Genomic DNA, 18,339 nt, shown 5'->3' with positions numbered 1-18,339 from the left:
ACTACAAATTTAATCGATACTTCAAACCGTTGCCATCAACACGATTTAATACAGAATTTTACCACTGCTATCCCTCACATGGGTTTTCCAGGCTGCACGAACTTGCTCAACCACTTCTTTTGGCAGGGTTGCATAATCCAGATCATTCGCTTGTTTACTGCCTTTCTCGTAAGCCCAGTCAAAGAATTTCAGTATTTCTGCCCCTTTGGCGGCGTCTTTTTGCTGTTTGTGAACCAGAATAAAGGTGGTGGAAGTAATCGGCCATGCATTTTCACCTTGCTGGTGTGTCAAATCCTGCGCAAACGTTTGGTGCCATTCCGCATTCTTCGCTGCGGCACTGAAACTCTCTTCTGTCGGGCTGACAACATTGCCATCAGCAGAGACCAGTTTGGTATAAGCCAAATGATTCTGTTTAGCGTAGGCATATTCAACATAACCAATGGAACCCGTCAGACGCTGAACGAATGCGGCAATGCCATCATTGCCTTTACCCCCTAGCCCAGCAGGCCAACTTACCGTGGAACCTGCACCAACTTTTGCTTTCCACTCGCTATTCACTTTAGAGAGATAACGGGTAAACACAAAAGAGGTGCCGGAGCCATCCGCACGACGCACGACCGCAATATCCTGTTCCGGCAGTATTACCCCCGGATTCAATTTAGTAATCGCCGGATCATTCCACTTTTTCACTTTACCTAAATAAATATCACCCAACGTTTTACCATCCAGTGTGAGTTCACCGGATTTAATGCCAGGAATATTCACCGCCAGTACGACTCCACCGATGACCGTCGGGAATTGGAACAAGCCATCAGCCGCTAATTTTTCATCAGATAAGGGCGCATCGGAAGCACCGAAATCAACGGTATTTGCCAGAATTTGTTTTACACCACCGGAAGAACCGATGCCTTGATAATTGACTTTATTACCAGTCTCTTTTTGATAAGAATCTGCCCACTTGGCATACACCGGGGCGGGAAATGTCGCACCCGCCCCCGTCAAGCTGGAAGCAGCGAATACAGACAAGGTTGTCACAGAAAATGTCGCTGCCATTATGCCGGCTACGGTGATACGCATCAGTTTCATAACCCCTCCTAACGGGATATTGAAAATCAACAAAGAAATGTGTTCGTCAGATTAAAAAAGGTGCAGAAGGGAAAATAGGTCAATTTAGTTACAGCAAAATGTCTTAATTATGACACTTTTATGACAGTACAATGCAAACTCAGCCTGATGCTGACATAAAACTGTCATCTCCACAGTCCATGAAATTAAAGCTGGAGATTATCATCAGGCCATTAAAAATTATCTTCCACAACAGGAATACAGGCACGAATAGATAGCCCCCCTCTGGCGCTGGTACCAATTTCAATTTTCCCGTCATGAGCATCAATAATCCGCTGAACAATCGCCAGACCTAACCCCGTCCCACTGTTACTGCGTGCCCTTTCACCCCGAACAAATGGCTGAAATAACTGCGGCAAATCTTCCGGCTTAATTCCTGCGCCATCGTCCTCTACCTGAAACCAGGCAAACTCATCAGTCTGACCACTACTGACTTTAATCCAGCCATTACCATAACGATTGGCATTAACCAGCATATTAGCCAATGCCCGTTTAATGGAAATCGGGTTCGCGTTAACGGTTATTGGGGGAAGAGACAGATTATTTTCAATGTCCTGCTCATAGCCATTCTCTGCGGAAATAACCTCTTTAAGAATAGAATTAAGCTCACAGAATTCCATTGGCATTTCCTGCCCGGTACGGAGATAATCAATAAATTGCGCAATAATGGCATTACATTCTTCAATATCTTTATTGATAGATTCAGACAAATAAGCATCTTCCTTGCTCATCATTTCTGTTGCCAAGCGGATACGTGTCAGTGGAGTACGCAAATCATGACTTACCCCGGCAATTAATATCGTCCGGTCACTTTCCAATAACTTTATTCCTGCGGACATTTGGTTAAATGCACGAATAGAAGCGCGAACTTCCTGCGACCCCGCTTCCCGCACTGTGGGCATCATAATACCTTTACCTGTCTGTCTGGCAGCATACTCCATTTCCAGCAAGGGCCGATTCTGAAAACGGATATAAAGCCAGATACAACCAAACGTCAGTAATAAAATGGCCAGTGTATAACGGAAAATGGGTGAGAATTGATTTTGTTCGATCTCAGTCAGAGGAACCCTGACCCAAATATCGGGGGCCAAATAAGAATTAAGCCAAAGTATAGGGCTCTCTTTGTTTATCTCCAGACGCAGATCCGCTTTGCCACCCAGGTATTGACTCATCTTCTCACTTAGGAAATCATAATGCCTGGCCCAGCGTAAACCTTGTATCTCCGCGTCAGACTCAGAATACAGCGTCATACCCAATTCCTGATAAATCTCCCGGCGCACTACCGGTGAGATCACCAGAAAAGATCCGTCCTCCAGCTTCAATCTTTCAGCCATTAAAGTCCGAACTTCATACGCTAACACTTTATTGAACTGCTGTAAGCTTGGCATGATAACGAAATTCACAACAACCAGGTAACTGGTTACCAGACTGATAAACAGCATAGCCATGACCAGGAATAAAGTACGGGTAAAAGTGCTGCGAGGGGAAAATCGTAATCGCTTCATACACGGCTTCCATCAGGCACAAAGACATAACCCAGCCCCCAGATGGTCTGGATATAGCGCGGGTGTGCAGGATCTTCTTCAATCACACGGCGCAGACGTGAAACCAAAACATCAATAGATCGCTTCATAGTGCTGTATTCCCGGCCGAGGGCTAAACCCATCAGCTTATTACGGGACAGCGGTACACCAGGATAAGAAACCAGCACTTTCAATATGGCAAACTCACCACTGGTCAGTACCATATGTTCGTCTCCCTGAAACATTTCCCGGGTACTCAGATTAAGACTGAATTTACCAAAATTAATAATTGCATCATCCTCAGCGGGTATGCCCAGTAATTTATTTGCCTGACGACGTAATACCGCCCGGATACGTGCCAATAACTCACGAGGATTAAATGGCTTAGGAATATAATCATCAGCGCCAATCTCCAACCCAACAATGCGGTCTACTTCTTCCCCTCTGGCTGTCACCATAATAATCGGCACCGGATTATTTTGTTTTCTCAGTCTTTGGCAAACAGAAAGCCCATCTTCTCCAGGTAACATTAAATCCAATACAATTAAGCTAACGGATTCCCGTGTCAATAAGCGGTCCATCTGCTCCGCATTAGCAGCACTACGTACCTGAAAACCTTGCTCTGTCAGATAACGCTCTAATAACGTTCGTAAACGCATGTCATCATCCACCACAAGGATTTTGTTACCTTCTTGCATTATTGAACTCCAAATAAATACTACATGCTTTGCTAAATTTATCATTATGAAGAAGATTAAACCAAAGATAGAAACCAGATATATATATTTTAAGATAATTTCTTATGGGACTTATTTTCATACGTTATTAATCTGAATGATTAATTCAATGGTAAGCCACTGAGTGCCAAAATCTTATAACTAGCTGTTATACATCGATTTTTTATGATAATTTCGTCACCGGCTGGTTTACTCATCAATATCCTGGCTACCGGGGAATTAACCGAAATCCACCCGCTAACTGCATCAAATTCATCAGACAGGCTAAACGAACAATACTTTCCGCTTCATATCATCTTCCCATCAGATCCACGCGCCAGCATGAACCTTTCCTTCCCGACGAAGCTCTAGATCGACCATTTTCAATACATCCCAATGTTTGGACAAAAAACTACCCGGATAAGTTTCTTTTAATCTTTTCTGACTATAATAAACAATTTAGTTCGCTTTTTCTCCGATTGAACCCTCTGACCTGTTTTTCATTATCAGTAAAGCAGGAAGTGCGTCACATTTTCTGTCATGCAACCAATACACTTCTTCAACGCTGATACAAATAAATTAACCCAGACAACTGAATGGCTACTCACTTTTTCGTCGGCAATGGCTAAAGGAACAACGATGATCTTGTCCCCCAATGTAGTTCATGCACTAACCTTGCAAAATGGGCAGGATTTATTAACTCACAATTTTCGCAGCGAAAACTTTACTCTTTAATGGTTAAAAAACTTAAATATAATTTATACTTTATGTCGTAGATGATAAATTATGTCTATTACCAATAAATATGGAAAATAATACAGGGATCACACAATTAGAATCAAAAATATGATTATTTTTATAATAAATCAACTAGTTATGTCATTTTTTTGCTTGACAATGAAAAGTCGACATAATCGCAATGACATAGAGTGTTCCTTTTCGTCTTCAAGGGTTACGATATGAAACAATTACAAAAAGTAATATCTCTTACTCCATATCAACAAGATATCTTTTTTGAAAATCAGCGCAACCCACAAAGCGCTCAATACACTTTGGCACAAATACGGTACTTTTCCGGGGATATTAATCTTGATAAGCTCGTTATGGCGGCAAATAATGTTCTTAATCAGGAAATCATCGGCAAAATACAAATTTTAGAAGAAAATGAGTTATTAACCCAGCGTATCAATCATTGTATGGCTGAGGTTAAAGTCGAGATAATCAACAACGAATATTTACAATCACAATCTCAAACTGCTGAAGAGTTTATTTCGGCATGGCCGGCTAAAGTATTCAGTTTAACCGGTGTTCCTCTGTTAGAAGTCGCCATTGTTACCCCGAACCAAGCTAATTATGTTGCCCTTTTATTACGTACCCATCATATTGTTTGCGATGGCTGGGGGATGAATTTATTCAGCACAAAAATCCTCCAGCAATATCAAAGTTCGGAACCTGTCCCAGAATATGTTAACACTCAAAAAGAGTATCTGGCAGCTATTACCCAGTCGCTAGAACATCTAAAACACCATTCCATAGTGAATGAAGTCTCTGCGCTGGCGAAAACTATTGAGGAGGTTGAACCCATTTTATTTACCCGTAAGAAGTCAACCGAAAATATCCAATTTATAAAACAACAGATGACATTAACCCGTTCTCAGGTTGAAAGTACATTAGCAACTGGAATGTCCCCTCTTATTGTTATGACCACAGCACTTGCTCTTTTATTAGCACGGATACATAACAATTCTCATATCACTATCGGCATCCCGCTATTTAACCGTCAGCAACGTAATATCCGTATTATTGGTGAATGGGCCAATACGCTGCCAATTTCCGTGACCGTTGACTCCGCGATGAGTTTGCGGGAATTAGCACAGCAAATTAAGAAAAAAATTAAATTTCTGAAACGATATGAACATGTTCCTCTGAGCCAACTGATAAAAACACGCAATAGGGCCGGTAATATTTCCCGCCAGCTATTTGATGTCACGGTTTCCTATCTTCAGTTACAGAAAATTCCTGCGCTCGAAAAAATCGAATATTATTCAAATGCTTATGCCAATGGTCATGAAGCAGATGTTTTAGCCATTCATATGATTACCTATGGTGATAACAATGATGTCGCTATCAATTTTTGGGGTGCCACTGATGTTTTCAATACTGACTATTCATTTGAACAGTTTACCGCATCACTCTCACAGATAATTTTACAAATCATCACTGCACCGGACAGTTGCGTTTCACATATTGATATCTCTCCGACAGCGGAGCAACAACAACTGCAAGCCTTTGAACAGGGACCGAATGTCCCTTTCTCTGATCGCGAAACCATTTCTACCTTATTTGAAAAACAGGCTGCTTTACATCCTGGGGCCATTGCCATTAAGTCGGCACAACACACGTCACAATCCTGGAGCTATCAACAATTACAGGCTCATACCGATAATATCGCATCCATGCTGGTCGGGCATGGAGTGCAATCCGGTGATGTTGTTGCCGTTATGATGGAACGTAGCGAGGAAATGCTGGCTTCCATTTTTGCCACTCTGAAAGTGGGGGCAACTTACCTGCCCATTGATATTTCTTATCCCGCTGAAAGAATAGAGTATATTCTGCAAGACAGCGGCGTTTCCGTCATTCTGACAGAACACCCAATCAATGAAACACTTGCTGAACACTATCGAGTGCTAAACAGCCGGTATACATCTGATACCGCAACATTACCGTTACTTAACCGTTCTGCCCCCAATTCATTGGCTTATATCATTTATACCTCAGGTTCCACCGGGTGGCCGAAAGGTGTGATGATTGAACACAGATCCGTTGTTAACCGGCTGGAATGGATGCAGGAAAAATATCCGTTAAATGAAACCGATGTTATTTTGCAAAAAACCCCCATCTCATTTGACGTTTCCATATGGGAACTCTTCTGGTGGTCAATGACTGGTGCCGCTGTCGCTTTGCTGCCACCCGGAGCACAAAAAGATCCTCTAGAGATCATTAAAGCGATTAAAGAACACAATGTAACGACAGTGCACTTTGTTCCTTCGATGCTGCTTCCTTTCCTTAATGTACTGGAAATGCAACCTGAGTTGATCCGCCAAATCGGCAGCCTACGCAGAATTTTCACCAGCGGCGAAACATTATCCCCCGCCCGGGTAAATCAATTTAAGAAGATCTTTACACAGTTTGGCAACGACGCGCCGCTATTAGTTAATCTATACGGGCCCACCGAAGCAACAGTTGATGTTTCCTATTATGAGATCTGTCCTGATTCAACAGAAGACATTACCCGAGTGCCAATTGGTTATCCTATCAATAATACCGCGCTGCGTATTATGTCGCTCCACAACACCCGGCAACCGATGGGTGTAGCAGGGGAATTACAAATTGGTGGCGTAGGCCTGGCTCGTGGATATCTTAACAAGCCTGAATTAACTGATGAGAAGTTTATCCGTGACATACCCGGTTTAACAACTGAGCGTTGGTACCGCACCGGGGACCTGACCAGATGGCTGCCTGATGGCAGCATCGAATATCTTGGACGTATTGATAATCAGGTGAAAATCCGTGGAAACAGGATCGAGCTGGGCGAAATCCAGAACACGCTGGAGAGAATGTCGGGCATGACCAGTGTAGAAGTCCTTGCTGAGCATGATGAACAACGTGGCACCTATCTTTGCGCCTATTATGTCGCCAGTAAAAATTATACTGCGGATACGCTACGTGACCGCCTGTTAGACTCCTTACCTGAATTTATGGTACCCGCAAAATTTATTGCTGTACCCTTTATTCCCCTGACACCGAATGGTAAAGCGGATCGCAATGCGCTGAGTCAGCTAATGCAGGATAACGTTCTTGAGGCGGCACATATGCCCTCAACCGAACTTGAAAAAACCCTGGTTAAAATATGGCAAAGCGTTCTGAACATCAGCAATGTTGGCATCAAGGATAGTTTTTACGCTATCGGTGGTGACTCAATCCTGATGCTGAAAATCCGTTCCGAAGCTGAAAAAGCAGGCATCAAAGTCACTCTGTCGCAATTGACGCAATACCTGACCATTTCTGAGTTGAGCCATCAAGTTGAACTCTCACAACCTATCGCAGACACGTTGGATCTGTTGCCATTTGCCCTGATTGATGAAGCTGAAAAGGCCAGATTATCTGGTTTTGTGGATGCCTATCCGACGACACAGCTACAATTGGGTTTGATCTATCATAGCCAGCAGGCTAATGATTCAGCAAAGTACAAAGATGTTTTCCGCTATACCCTTCAAGCTAAGTGGGAACCCAACCACTTCCGGAAAAGTGCGGCGATATTGATTCAAAGGCACCCAGCCCTACGTTCACACTTTAATCTGGCTGACTTTAAAGAACCTCTGCAAATTGTGAATGAATATGAATCTATTGATATTGATTCAGTCGTTGCAATTACTGATCTCAGTACTATTGATATTGTCCGCGCTGAATATCAAATTATCCAATATATGTATCAGCAGACACGCCATCATTATCTCTTCAATCGTGCACCACTATTTAGCATCAGATTATTTAAAACAGCAGAAGCGCTTGAACTCATTCTGAGTTTTCACCATGCAATCCTAGATGGCAGCAGTGTGGCTAATCTGATACGCGAATTACTGCATCACTATATTGATAGTGATGGAAAGGGTATTACTGATATCCATCTGCCGTCACCCGCATTGTCTGTGCGGAATGAGTTACTATCATTGACATCCGTGGAGGACAAAATCTATTGGCAGCATGAACTTTCCGAATTATCTCGAACACAGGTCACAGGTTATAGACTCTATGATGTTCCATCTGATGAAGTTTTGATATCGAAATCAGTATCAATACCGGATGATATAGAAGAACGACTAAAAGACTGGGTACAACAAAAATGTGTATCAACTAAATCCGTATTTTTCGCGGCGCATTGCGCCACAATTGCCTTATTTGCCGAACAGGATGAAATTGCAACAGGCTTAATCACTCATAGTCGGCCTGAGGTACAAAACTCAGAATATTTATTGGGGTTATTCCTTAATACATTACCGGTTCGTTTTTCAGCAACAGGTAAAACCTGGATAGAATGTGTCAATGACGTCTTTATCACAGAGCAACGTCATTCACCACATAGAAAATACCCTCTGAATGCTATCCAGCAAGCTGCGGGTGATGGAGCAAAAATCAGCACGGCTTTTAACTATGTCTATTTCCATGCGCTAGCAGAAGTCTTTAATTCCCCCGATTTGCGTTTGATTTCATTCACGCCTTGGGAAGAAACCAACTTTGAAATCCTGGTCAACGTTATGACGGATTTTGCTACCGGCCGTAACGTATTACGCTGTGACTTTGATGGTACAGTGTTCTCATCGGTTCAGGCGGATATGTTTATTGATGCCTACTTAACTATTCTCAGAAATATTGTCAACCGGAGTGACGAAAAAGCCGCACTTAGCACCATACCCAAAATACCCACTCAGACTATTACCCCTTCTTCAACTTTCACATCGGTTATTGATGCGATCAGTTGGGCTGTCAGCCAGCATAAGTCGGCAATCGCGCTAAAATATGGTAATGAAAAATGGCAATTTGATGAACTTTGGCATAAATCGGCACTTATCGCTAATGCTTTAGTAAAGCGGGGCGTTCGCGCAGAAACGTCAATCGGGATTGCTCTGGCGCGTTCACCGGAATTGATTGCAACATTGATCGGTGTATTACGTGCAGGGGGGATCTGTTTGCCGTTGGATTTAAGTTATCCAGCCCAACGTATTGAAGCGATGATTGAGCAAGTAAAGCCATTGATCATTATTACCAATACAGAACAGCAGCCAGCAAGCCCTCGACTTTCCTCTACTCTATTCATTGATGTGAATGAGCTGCTTCAAGGGCCAGACTCATTAATACAACCTACTGCCGTTACTATTGCGCCTGAGCAGATAGCCTATTTACTCTTCACTTCCGGCTCTACCGGTATACCAAAAGGCGTTGCCATGCCGCATCGAAGTCTGGCTAATTTAGTGAAATGGCAAAACACAACAGCCAGTGGAATCCGGGCATCATCGACACTGCAATATGCACCCCTGAGTTTTGATGTTTCGTTCCAGGAAATTTTCTCCACATTAGCTTCAGGCGGAACATTACATCTTGTCAGTGATGAGCAGCGCAAAGATCCAGCTAACCTGCTCCGATTGCTTCATCAGCACCAAATCGAGCGTATTTATCTGCCTTATGTTGCCCTGCAACAATTGGCAGAAACAGCGGATACATTGAATATTTACCCTGAAAAGCTAAAAGTAGTGATTTCATCAGGAGAGCAATTACGCGTTACGGATGAAATCAGGAAGTTCATTGGCAAACTCGAAGATGGGCTCCTTGAAAACCAGTACGGACCAACGGAAACACACGTTATTACCTCATTTACCATGAGCGGTAATACTGAAACCTTCCCGGCATTGCCGCCTATCGGCACCGCGATTAACAATGCTAACATATTGATCCTGAATGATAAGCTACAGGAAGTTTTACCTGGAGTACGTGGTGAGATTTATGTCAGTGGCCCCTCATTAGCCTTGGGATATTACAATCAACCGGAATTGAGCGCTGAACGTTTTATTACACTCATAAACTCTCCGGGGAAATGGTATCGTACCGGCGATCTGGGCATCAAATTGAATCATGGTGTGACATTGTGCCTGGGACGTAAAGACGCCCAAGTTAAGGTACGTGGCTACCGGGTCGAACTGGCCGAAGTGGAACTCGCTATTGCCAGTACACCAGGTGCAGATAAATTCATTAAAGACGTTGCCGTTGTTGTTCAGCAACCTAACACCAATGACCGTTTTCTGGTGGCATTTCTGGTGGGAGAAAAGAGTGACAATATAGTTGATAAGGTATCTGAGCATCTGCTTGCCACTCTGCCGCAATATATGATCCCCAGCCATATCGAATGGTTGGATTCCCTGCCTAAAACACCGAGTGGCAAAAGGGATGACAGTCAATTAAGCCAAACCGTTATCACCCGGCAACATATCGACAGTCATGATGAGAAACCTGACGATAGTTATGAGCGCATATTATGCGAACTGGCCGCCGATTTATTAAAGATCCCATCGATTTCTGTACATCAGAATCTGTTTGATATGGGAGGAACCTCTCTGACAGCCATGCGTTTGGTGGTACTGGTTGAAAAACATTTTGGCGTCAATATTCCGCTATCGGTATTTGTCAGTGATCCAACAATGGCTCAGTTGGCGCTGCGGGTTCGCCACAGTGATGCACAAGCACACTTTAGCCCACTGGTGCCGATGCGTACCACCGGTAAACGCCACCCGCTATTCTTTGTCCATCCTATGGGTGGTAACGTTCTGTCTTACCTGCGTTTAGTTCAGCACTTTCCCGCTGACCAGCCATTTTATGCATTGCAGGCTCATGGCGTTGACGCCGGATCAACACCTCTCGCCACGGTACAGCAGCAGGCAGCTAATTATATTCAAGCTATTCGCCAGGTACAGCCACAAGGACCCTATTCACTCGGCGGCTGGTCATATGGCGGCTTTGTCGCTTTTGAAATGGCCCGGCAACTGAAAGAGTCAGGCGAAAAGACAGCTAACCTATTTGTACTGGATACGATGACGCTGAATGCACAATCACGCAGGAAAACAGATGATAATGCCTTGTTGAATTGGTTCTTCTGGGAACTGCTATGGCTTAACCAAGGGGCAGAGTTACCTGAACAGATTGTTCCTGAAAACATCACCACCTTACAGGGGCGTTTTGAACATATTACCGAACATGCCATCGCTACCGGAGCCATTCCACAAGCGAGTTCAAGAGCTGTGGTGCAGCGACTGTTTGAAGTCTACAAGACTAATTGGCAGGCGGCGGCGGATTATTCAACTCAAAATATTGCCGATGTTGATATGACATTGTTGCATGCGACCCAGCCTTTACCAAACGTATTACGTTCAATGCATGACTCTGTTCGCAGTGAATATCGTGATCCCAAAAATGGCTGGGGCAATAAAACTACAGGTAAGTTAAATGTCATTGATGTCCCTGGCGATCATCTGGCAATAATGGAAGAACCCTACGTTGCCGAGGTAGCAAACGTGATTTTGCATGAAATGCGTATCTCCTCCTCTCTAACCGCAACATCAATTAAGAGCATAAAATGAACGAACCTTTGAAAGTCATTATCATCGGTGCAGGAATTGGTGGGTTGACGACTGCCGTCGCTCTGCAACACATCGGTTGCACCGTTGAGATCTATGAACAAGCACCGGAGCTGAGGACCAGTGGTTCTGGGTTATCAGTGATGTCTAATGCCTCAGTTGCGCTTAACGCCCTGGGCATCAATCTTAATTTGGAGCACTTCGGTACCCCGGCCAACACCTTTGAAATACGTACGGCGGGCGATCGTTTATTAAGGCGACTACCTCTGGCAGAGGTTTCCGCAGAAAATGGCGCTGCCAGTGTGTGTATTTCGCGTCAAGCATTACAGCAAGCCCTGCTGCAACAGTTGCCGGATATTGAAGTCAAAGTATCCGCCAAGGCGGTTGAGATTAATCAATCTGCCACTGGAGTGTCTGTGAAGTTTGCTGATGGCCGTGAAGCCCAGGGAGACATACTCATCGGTGCCGATGGCATTTATTCTACTGTGCGGACTCTAATGCATGGTTCAGAACCTATTCGCACTGCTGATTATATTTGCTGGCTGGCTATCACTCGTTACCAGCATCAGCAAATTACGCCAGGTTATATCGTGCATTATTGGGGGGCCGGTAAACGGATTGGTTTAATTGACATTGGCGGGGGAGAAGTCTATTGGTGGGGAACAGCCAATATGAAAGACAAACAGGCGCGAGCATGGCAAGGTTCCAACCAAGACATTGCAGGTTTCTACCAAGGCTGGCCAAATATTGTCTCAGATATCATCTTAAAAACGCCTTCGACAGACATTATCGCCGTTCCCGCTCAGGATCGTCCTTTTTCTCCACATTGGGGAAAAGGTCGTATCACATTATTAGGCGATGCCGCGCATCCGATGCTGGCTAGCTTAGGACAAGGTGCCGGAATGGCAATGGAGGATGCTGCTGTTCTGGCGCACGCTATCATGCAGAAAGCGGATCCTATAACTGCATTGCGTTTTTATGAAAAAACACGTATCCCAAGAACAGAAACGATGGTCAATGCCTCAAGATCGATGAGTGATATTGAGCAGGAGGATCGTTTTTTCCCTCGACTGAAACGAAATCTGGCCTTGCGCTTGGCACCTGAGTCCGCATTAAAACAGAATATAAAAAGCTCCCTGATATTTACCCTGGATAGTTGAGACAGTATAAAATGGCAATTCAATCTACGTCACCGAATCCAGTGCATACTGATACAGATTCAGACCACTATTGAGATGCCTACCGGATCATCAAACACATTCCGATGTCATCGTGCTTTTAGAGGAAGCGTTGCCGGTAAATCTGCGACGCTTCACTTCCAGCTTTTCATCGTCGAAAATGACCTGAACGAGTAGGTGGTTGCAACTCTTAAAGCCTACCTTATAAGAATTGCCACAATAACTTATAATGATATTTATCAATGAAACTCACTATCTCTACAACATAAAATGAAGACTAAGCTTATAACCCGCGAAGGCTACAACAAACTAAAGGAAGAATTGGATTATCTATGGCGTGAAGAACGCCCGGAAGTCACTAAAAAAGTCACTTGGGCGGCAAGCCTCGGAGACAGGAGCGAAAACGCAGATTATCAATATAACAAGAAGAGACTACGGGAAATTGATCGAAGAGTCAGATACCTGACCAAGAGTCTGGAAGAACTACGGTGTGTTGATTACTCCCCTCAACAAGATGGCCGTGTGTTCTTTGGTGCATGGGTAGAAATCGAAAATGATCAAGGTGAGAGTAAACGCTTCCGTATTGTTGGGTACGATGAGATTTTTGGTCGCAAAGACTACATATCGATCGATTCTCCAATGGCTCGGGCTTTATTGAAGAAAGAAGTCGGAGACAGTGCAATCGTTCATACGCCAACAGGAAAAGTCTTATGGTACGTGAATGAGATAGAATATATGAAATAGTCTGTATACTGTTTCAACATGACACAATTAGACTTTATTTAGTCTCGATAATAATCACGCATATAAATAAAAAATCACAAATACGGAATGTATTTTAAAGTTTACACAGTCTGAACATAAAGAAATAAAAAATAATATTCGACCCTTGATTTGAGCCGGACTTATGTTAGAAATATAAGCAATCAAATTATCTCAACGGAGAAAAATTAAATTCACAATAAACTTTACTGATATGTAACCCCTTTGTTTATATTTCGTGAAAATATAATTTCTAATTATTTTTAATATAACTCTGTATTGTACAGAGTAGAAACTAAATTTCATTTTTTACTAAAATACTAGCAAAACAGAATTTTTAAGATATTTATCTAGAGGATGCGGTAATGAAAATAGCAGGCATAGCAGGATCACTTCCATCACGGCTTGTTACAAATGAGGAAATTGTTAATTTAGTTGAGCAACATTCAAAAGAAACCTTTCAAGGAGATTTATCCAAGACCTTAAAATCAATCGGAAAATTACTCAATAAAAGTGGTATAGAAACCCGATATTGGCTAGCTGAGGGTGAAAAACCCATGCAACTCATGGAAGCAACATTCGATCGCGCTTTAGCACAAGCTAATATAAGCAAAGCAGAAATCGATTTGTTGATCTATCCCAGTGTCACTCGTGGCTTCACTGAGCCGGCCAATAGTACTTTTATCGCAAAAGCGCTGGGACTCAATTGCAGGAATTACGATGTCATAGACGCCTGTAACGGCTGGGTGACAGCGATGGATATTATCAATAGTAAAATGAAGGCGGGTGAAATACGCCATGCTGCTATTGTTAATATGGAGTTTGGTATGTCCGATGGTGGGCCTATCTTCCCAGAGAACTTTTCTTTGTCTTCTTCATCCGAGTTAGCTTATAAATTTCCAAGTTTTACGATAGGCGAAGCAACAACTGTTACCATATTGAGTAATGAATCACCGGATAATTTCAAGTTTTCTTATATCAACAGACCAGATTTAGGTGATCTATCTACCATTTCCTTGCCAAACTGGGAACTGTTCTGTAACGATTCTGATGTTGAACGCATTTCACCTCTTGGTGGACAATGTCGGTTTAATTCATATGCAGCTCTACTACATGAATATGGCCGGGAAGGAACAATAGGGGTATTTAATAAGCACCAAGTTTCCAAGAATGATATTCACAAGATCTTTATTCACACGGGTTCACCAAAAATGTGGCACGAATTTGGACAGTCGATCGATGTTGATAACAAAATGCATCATGTTGGACATAAAACAGGTAACATTGTTACTGCATCTATTCCTTTTGGAATCATTGATGCTGTTCACCAAGGTGTATTGGAAAAAGAGCAATTCTGTATGGGATGGGCAGGAAGTGGTGGAATGGTTTTTGCGGCAATGTCATTTAAATTTTAATACGTATCGCTACTGCGCCGACCAAAGCAAATAGCAAGGTACATGAAATCGGAAATATACCACTTAAACTAATTGATATTATGACTCCAGTTTGATTCATAGTGAAACATTAGCACGATAGGTTAAATCCTGAGCCATTTATGGCAAAAAAACAAACCTATCAGATTAAAGATACAATAAGTAAACTCCTGTCTACATTGTCCTGGGGTAGCTATTCGCCTGGATATCATTAATAAGGTCAGAAGACCACGCAGTCTTCTGACCTTAATTAACAATCACATTACTTTGAACACAGAATTATTTTAAATTTATTTAGTCAGTTTAATTTTATCAACCTTAAATCCTTTGTCATTTATACCCAACTTCTAAAAAAATCCAATTTCGACAGAAAACTATATATTCAAAAGTATTAAAGAAATCCAGAAAACGTCTCATAAATCATTATTTTCAATAATAACAGTTAATTATTCTGATTATATACCAATATCATCTTTCATATTTAAAATATAATAACCATTTTTATATTAACAGCATATAGAAATTCCGCAACTTTACTATTTCCCCCTAAATGCTCACCAATGCCAGAAACGGGGCAAGTAACAATAATCGGTTCCATTGCGCTACAGTTGAGGTAACAGCCTGATTCACATACCAGCACGGCCTTTTCCATCAATATTCCTGTTTTAAAAGCCCGGAGCAAACTCACTTTCGCAGGGAATGTAGCTAATTTTTTACACGAAAAATCTAATGAAAAAATTTGATTTAATCGCAGTTGCTATAGTGTAGCCGACAATAAATTCATTGAATTATATCGTAACCCGTCAGAATAAGATCAGACATGAACTGGAAATTGTTCCTCTCAGAACGTATAAAGGGGTTTTTGTGAATATTTGAAGCCTATCCACCAGAAGAAAACACAACATGAATGAATCTTTAAGCCGAATTATTGCCAGTGAGCTACAGGCCCAGCCACAACAAGTCCTTTCAGCCATGAGTCTGCTTGATGAAGGGAATACTGTCCCCTTTATTGCACGATATCGTAAAGAAGCCACCGGCGGTCTGGATGACACCCAACTTCGCCAACTTGAGAGTCGCCTTGGTTATCTGCGTGAACTGTCAGACCGCCGACAAACCATTCTTAAATCCATTGACGAGCAAGGCAAGCTGACACCAGAACTGGCCGAAGCAATTAATGGCACCCAGAGCAAAACAGAACTAGAAGATCTTTATCTGCCATACAAGCCGAAACGTCGTACCCGTGGGCAAATCGCTATTGAAGCAGGTCTTGAACCTCTGGCAAGCTCTCTGTGGCAAGATCCACAACAGGAACCGGAGCAGGTTGCCGCCATCTTTGTTAATGTCGATAAAGGTATAGCCGATACTAAAGCCGCTCTGGATGGCGCTCGTTATATCCTGATGGAGCGTTTCGCTGAAGATGCGGCATTATTGGCAAAAGTTCGTGACTATTTATGGAAAAATGCCCATCTGGTCGCCAAAGTCGCCACAGGAAAAGAAGAAGCAGGTGCTAAATTCCGCGACTATTTTGATTACCATGAACCTATCGCACAGGTCCCCTCTCACCGCGCATTAGCCATGTTCCGTGGTCGTAATGAAGGCATGCTGCAACTTTCTCTGAATGCTGATCCCCAGTTTGATGAATCCCCCAAAGAGAGCTACTGCGAACAGATTATTACCCAACATCTTAATCTGCGCCTGAACAATGCACCGGCGGATAGCTGGCGCAAAGCCGTCGTAAACTGGACCTGGCGTGTCAAAGTATTGCTGCATCTTGAAACAGAATTGATGAGCACGTTACGTGAAAAAGCAGAAGATGAAGCTATCAAGGTATTCGCCCGTAACCTGCAAGATCTGTTGATGGCCGCACCAGCAGGTATGCGCGCAACAATGGGGCTCGATCCCGGTCTGCGTACCGGTGTTAAAGTTGCCGTCATTGATGCAACTGGCAAACTGATCGCCACAGACACTATCTATCCGCACACCGGGCAAACCGCCAAAGCCGCCGCAAGCGTGGCCGCGTTGTGTATCAAACATCAGGTGGAACTGGTCGCTATCGGTAACGGTACCGCTTCCCGCGAAACAGAACGTTTCTTCGCCGATGTCCAGAAACAGTTCCCGGAGATAAAAGGCCAAAAAGTGATTGTCAGCGAGGCGGGCGCATCTGTTTATTCTGCATCAGAACTGGCAGCACAGGAATTTCCTGGCCTGGACGTTTCACTGCGCGGTGCAGTCTCTATCGCTCGCCGCCTGCAAGATCCACTGGCTGAATTAGTGAAAATCGATCCGAAATCTATCGGCGTAGGTCAATATCAACATGATGTCAGCCAGACCCAACTTGCCAAAAAACTGGACGCAGTAGTTGAGGATTGTGTAAACGCCGTAGGCGTGGATCTGAATACCGCGTCTGTTCCTCTATTGACCCGAGTTGCCGGGCTGACCCGTATGATTGCCCAGAACATCATAAATTGGCGCGATGAGAATGGCCGCTTCAATAACCGCGCACAATTACTGAAAGTCAGCCGCCTTGGGCCAAAAGCGTTTGAACAGTGTGCCGGCTTCCTGCGTATCAATCACGGTGATAACCCGCTGGATGCATCGACTGTTCACCCGGAAGCTTATCCAGTAGTTGAAAAAATTTTGGCGGCCACTGAACAGAAACTCCAGGAATTGATGGGTAATCCTGCTTCACTGCGTGGATTGCAACCTCAGGATTTCACCACCGAACAATTTGGTGTTCCAACCGTCACCGATATTCTGAAAGAGCTGGAAAAACCTGGCCGTGACCCACGCCCAGAGTTTAAAACCGCGACCTTCGCTGACGGGGTGGAAACGATGAATGACCTGAGTCCGGGGATGGTACTGGAAGGTGCGGTCACTAACGTGACTAACTTCGGCGCATTTGTCGACATCGGTGTTCATCAAGATGGCCTGGTGCATATCTCTTCGCTGTCAGATCGCTTTGTGGAAGATCCTCACACCGTGGTAAAAGCAGGCGATATCGTCAAAATCAAAGTGCTGGAAGTTGACCTGAACCGTAAGCGTATCGCTCTGACCATGCGGCTTGATGAACAACCGGGAGAAGCCCACTCACGCCGCAGTAGTCATCCTCAAACTGAGCGCCGCCCTGAACGCAATGACAAAAACCGAACTCCTCCGCGCGCTTCAACGCCAGCCGGAAACAGTGCCATGAGTGACGCACTGGCCGCCGCATTCGGAAAAAAACGCTGATAATCTTATCATCGCAAACAATATGCACTGCTCTGGCAGTGCATATCTCATCTCGGCTGTCAGACAAAATCCAAATGCACTTGCCCCTGTCAACCTCGGTTACTTATTGAACATTAATTATTGAAAATACGATCAACATTGAAATTAATGTTGGTTATTATTCTTATTTGCAATTAACATGCATAGGATAA

At 43.6% G+C, this 18,339-nt stretch carries 10 protein-coding genes; 5 read left to right on the top strand and 5 right to left on the bottom strand.

The genetic code is table 11. The annotated features are described in order from the left end of the window. Window positions 1–45: 45 nt before the first annotated feature. The 4 genes from pstS to ACUN2T_RS01005 all read right to left on the bottom strand — a co-directional run bounded on the left by pstS (window position 46) and on the right by ACUN2T_RS01005 (window position 3,585). Window positions 46–1,086 carry a phosphate ABC transporter substrate-binding protein PstS gene (pstS, locus tag ACUN2T_RS01020; protein WP_445495835.1) on the bottom strand — a complete coding sequence of 347 codons (1,041 nt, stop codon included), beginning with the start codon at window positions 1,084–1,086 and terminating at the stop codon, window positions 46–48. Between the two features lie 212 nt (window positions 1,087–1,298). After that, on the bottom strand, window positions 1,299–2,630 hold the full coding sequence (envZ, locus tag ACUN2T_RS01015; protein ID WP_445495834.1) for a two-component system sensor histidine kinase EnvZ: 1,332 nt from the start codon (window positions 2,628–2,630) through the stop codon (window positions 1,299–1,301). After that, a complete protein-coding gene (ompR, locus tag ACUN2T_RS01010; protein WP_021323367.1) occupies window positions 2,627–3,346 on the bottom strand; it encodes an osmolarity response regulator transcription factor OmpR in 720 nt (239 codons plus the stop codon). Before ompR ends, envZ begins: the two co-directional genes overlap by 4 nt. A 140-nt stretch (window positions 3,347–3,486) precedes the next feature. Then, on the bottom strand, window positions 3,487–3,585 hold the full coding sequence (locus tag ACUN2T_RS01005) for a hypothetical protein (protein WP_445495833.1): 99 nt from the start codon (window positions 3,583–3,585) through the stop codon (window positions 3,487–3,489). Between the two features lie 738 nt (window positions 3,586–4,323). Between ACUN2T_RS01005 and ACUN2T_RS01000 the strand changes: the two genes are divergently transcribed. The 4 genes from ACUN2T_RS01000 (at window position 4,324) to ACUN2T_RS00985 (ending at window position 14,902) form a co-directional block, all read left to right on the top strand. Beyond that, window positions 4,324–11,550, top strand: coding sequence for an amino acid adenylation domain-containing protein (locus ACUN2T_RS01000; protein WP_445495831.1), 7,227 nt, complete (start codon window positions 4,324–4,326; stop codon window positions 11,548–11,550). Next, entirely contained in the window at window positions 11,547–12,707 is a 1,161-nt protein-coding gene (locus ACUN2T_RS00995) for an FAD-dependent monooxygenase (protein ID WP_445495829.1), read from the top strand. The genes ACUN2T_RS01000 and ACUN2T_RS00995 overlap by 4 nt, the downstream gene beginning before the upstream one ends. A gap of 288 nt (window positions 12,708–12,995) precedes the next feature. Next, window positions 12,996–13,469: a transcription elongation factor GreB gene (gene greB, locus ACUN2T_RS00990; protein WP_445495828.1), complete on the top strand. Its 474-nt coding sequence runs from the start codon at window positions 12,996–12,998 to the stop codon at window positions 13,467–13,469. A 383-nt stretch (window positions 13,470–13,852) separates the two neighbouring features. Continuing rightward, window positions 13,853–14,902, top strand: coding sequence for a 3-oxoacyl-[acyl-carrier-protein] synthase III C-terminal domain-containing protein (locus ACUN2T_RS00985; protein ID WP_445495826.1), 1,050 nt, complete (start codon window positions 13,853–13,855; stop codon window positions 14,900–14,902). Between the two features lie 499 nt (window positions 14,903–15,401). Here the strand turns inward: ACUN2T_RS00985 and ACUN2T_RS00980 are convergent, their stop codons facing one another. Beyond that, the gene (locus ACUN2T_RS00980) at window positions 15,402–15,572 is read right to left on the bottom strand and encodes a hypothetical protein (protein WP_445495825.1); all 171 of its coding nucleotides are present in this window, start codon (window positions 15,570–15,572) and stop codon (window positions 15,402–15,404) included. A gap of 251 nt (window positions 15,573–15,823) precedes the next feature. Here ACUN2T_RS00980 and ACUN2T_RS00975 point away from each other — a divergent pair, with 251 nt between their 5' ends. Then, the gene (locus ACUN2T_RS00975; protein WP_445495824.1) at window positions 15,824–18,148 is read left to right on the top strand and encodes a Tex family protein; all 2,325 of its coding nucleotides are present in this window, start codon (window positions 15,824–15,826) and stop codon (window positions 18,146–18,148) included. Window positions 18,149–18,339: the final 191 nt, after the last annotated feature.

The sequence above is a fragment of the Photorhabdus machadonis genome (assembly GCF_052657765.1).
Note: the sequence above shows the minus strand (reverse complement) of the source record. Positions and strands in the feature narration are given on the sequence as shown.

What these genes read in the sequence shown, in the direction of transcription:
- pstS (WP_445495835.1), bottom strand. Translation starts at nt 1,086, where the DNA reads ATGAAACTGATGCGTATCACCGTAGCCGGCATAATGGCAGCGACATTT.
- envZ (WP_445495834.1), bottom strand. Translation starts at nt 2,630, where the DNA reads ATGAAGCGATTACGATTTTCCCCTCGCAGCACTTTTACCCGTACTTTA.
- ompR (WP_021323367.1), bottom strand. Translation starts at nt 3,346, where the DNA reads ATGCAAGAAGGTAACAAAATCCTTGTGGTGGATGATGACATGCGTTTA.
- ACUN2T_RS01000 (WP_445495831.1), top strand. Translation starts at nt 4,324, where the DNA reads ATGAAACAATTACAAAAAGTAATATCTCTTACTCCATATCAACAAGAT.
- ACUN2T_RS00995 (WP_445495829.1), top strand. Translation starts at nt 11,547, where the DNA reads ATGAACGAACCTTTGAAAGTCATTATCATCGGTGCAGGAATTGGTGGG.
- greB (WP_445495828.1), top strand. Translation starts at nt 12,996, where the DNA reads ATGAAGACTAAGCTTATAACCCGCGAAGGCTACAACAAACTAAAGGAA.
- ACUN2T_RS00985 (WP_445495826.1), top strand. Translation starts at nt 13,853, where the DNA reads ATGAAAATAGCAGGCATAGCAGGATCACTTCCATCACGGCTTGTTACA.
- ACUN2T_RS00980 (WP_445495825.1), bottom strand. Translation starts at nt 15,572, where the DNA reads ATGGAAAAGGCCGTGCTGGTATGTGAATCAGGCTGTTACCTCAACTGT.
- ACUN2T_RS00975 (WP_445495824.1), top strand. Translation starts at nt 15,824, where the DNA reads ATGAATGAATCTTTAAGCCGAATTATTGCCAGTGAGCTACAGGCCCAG.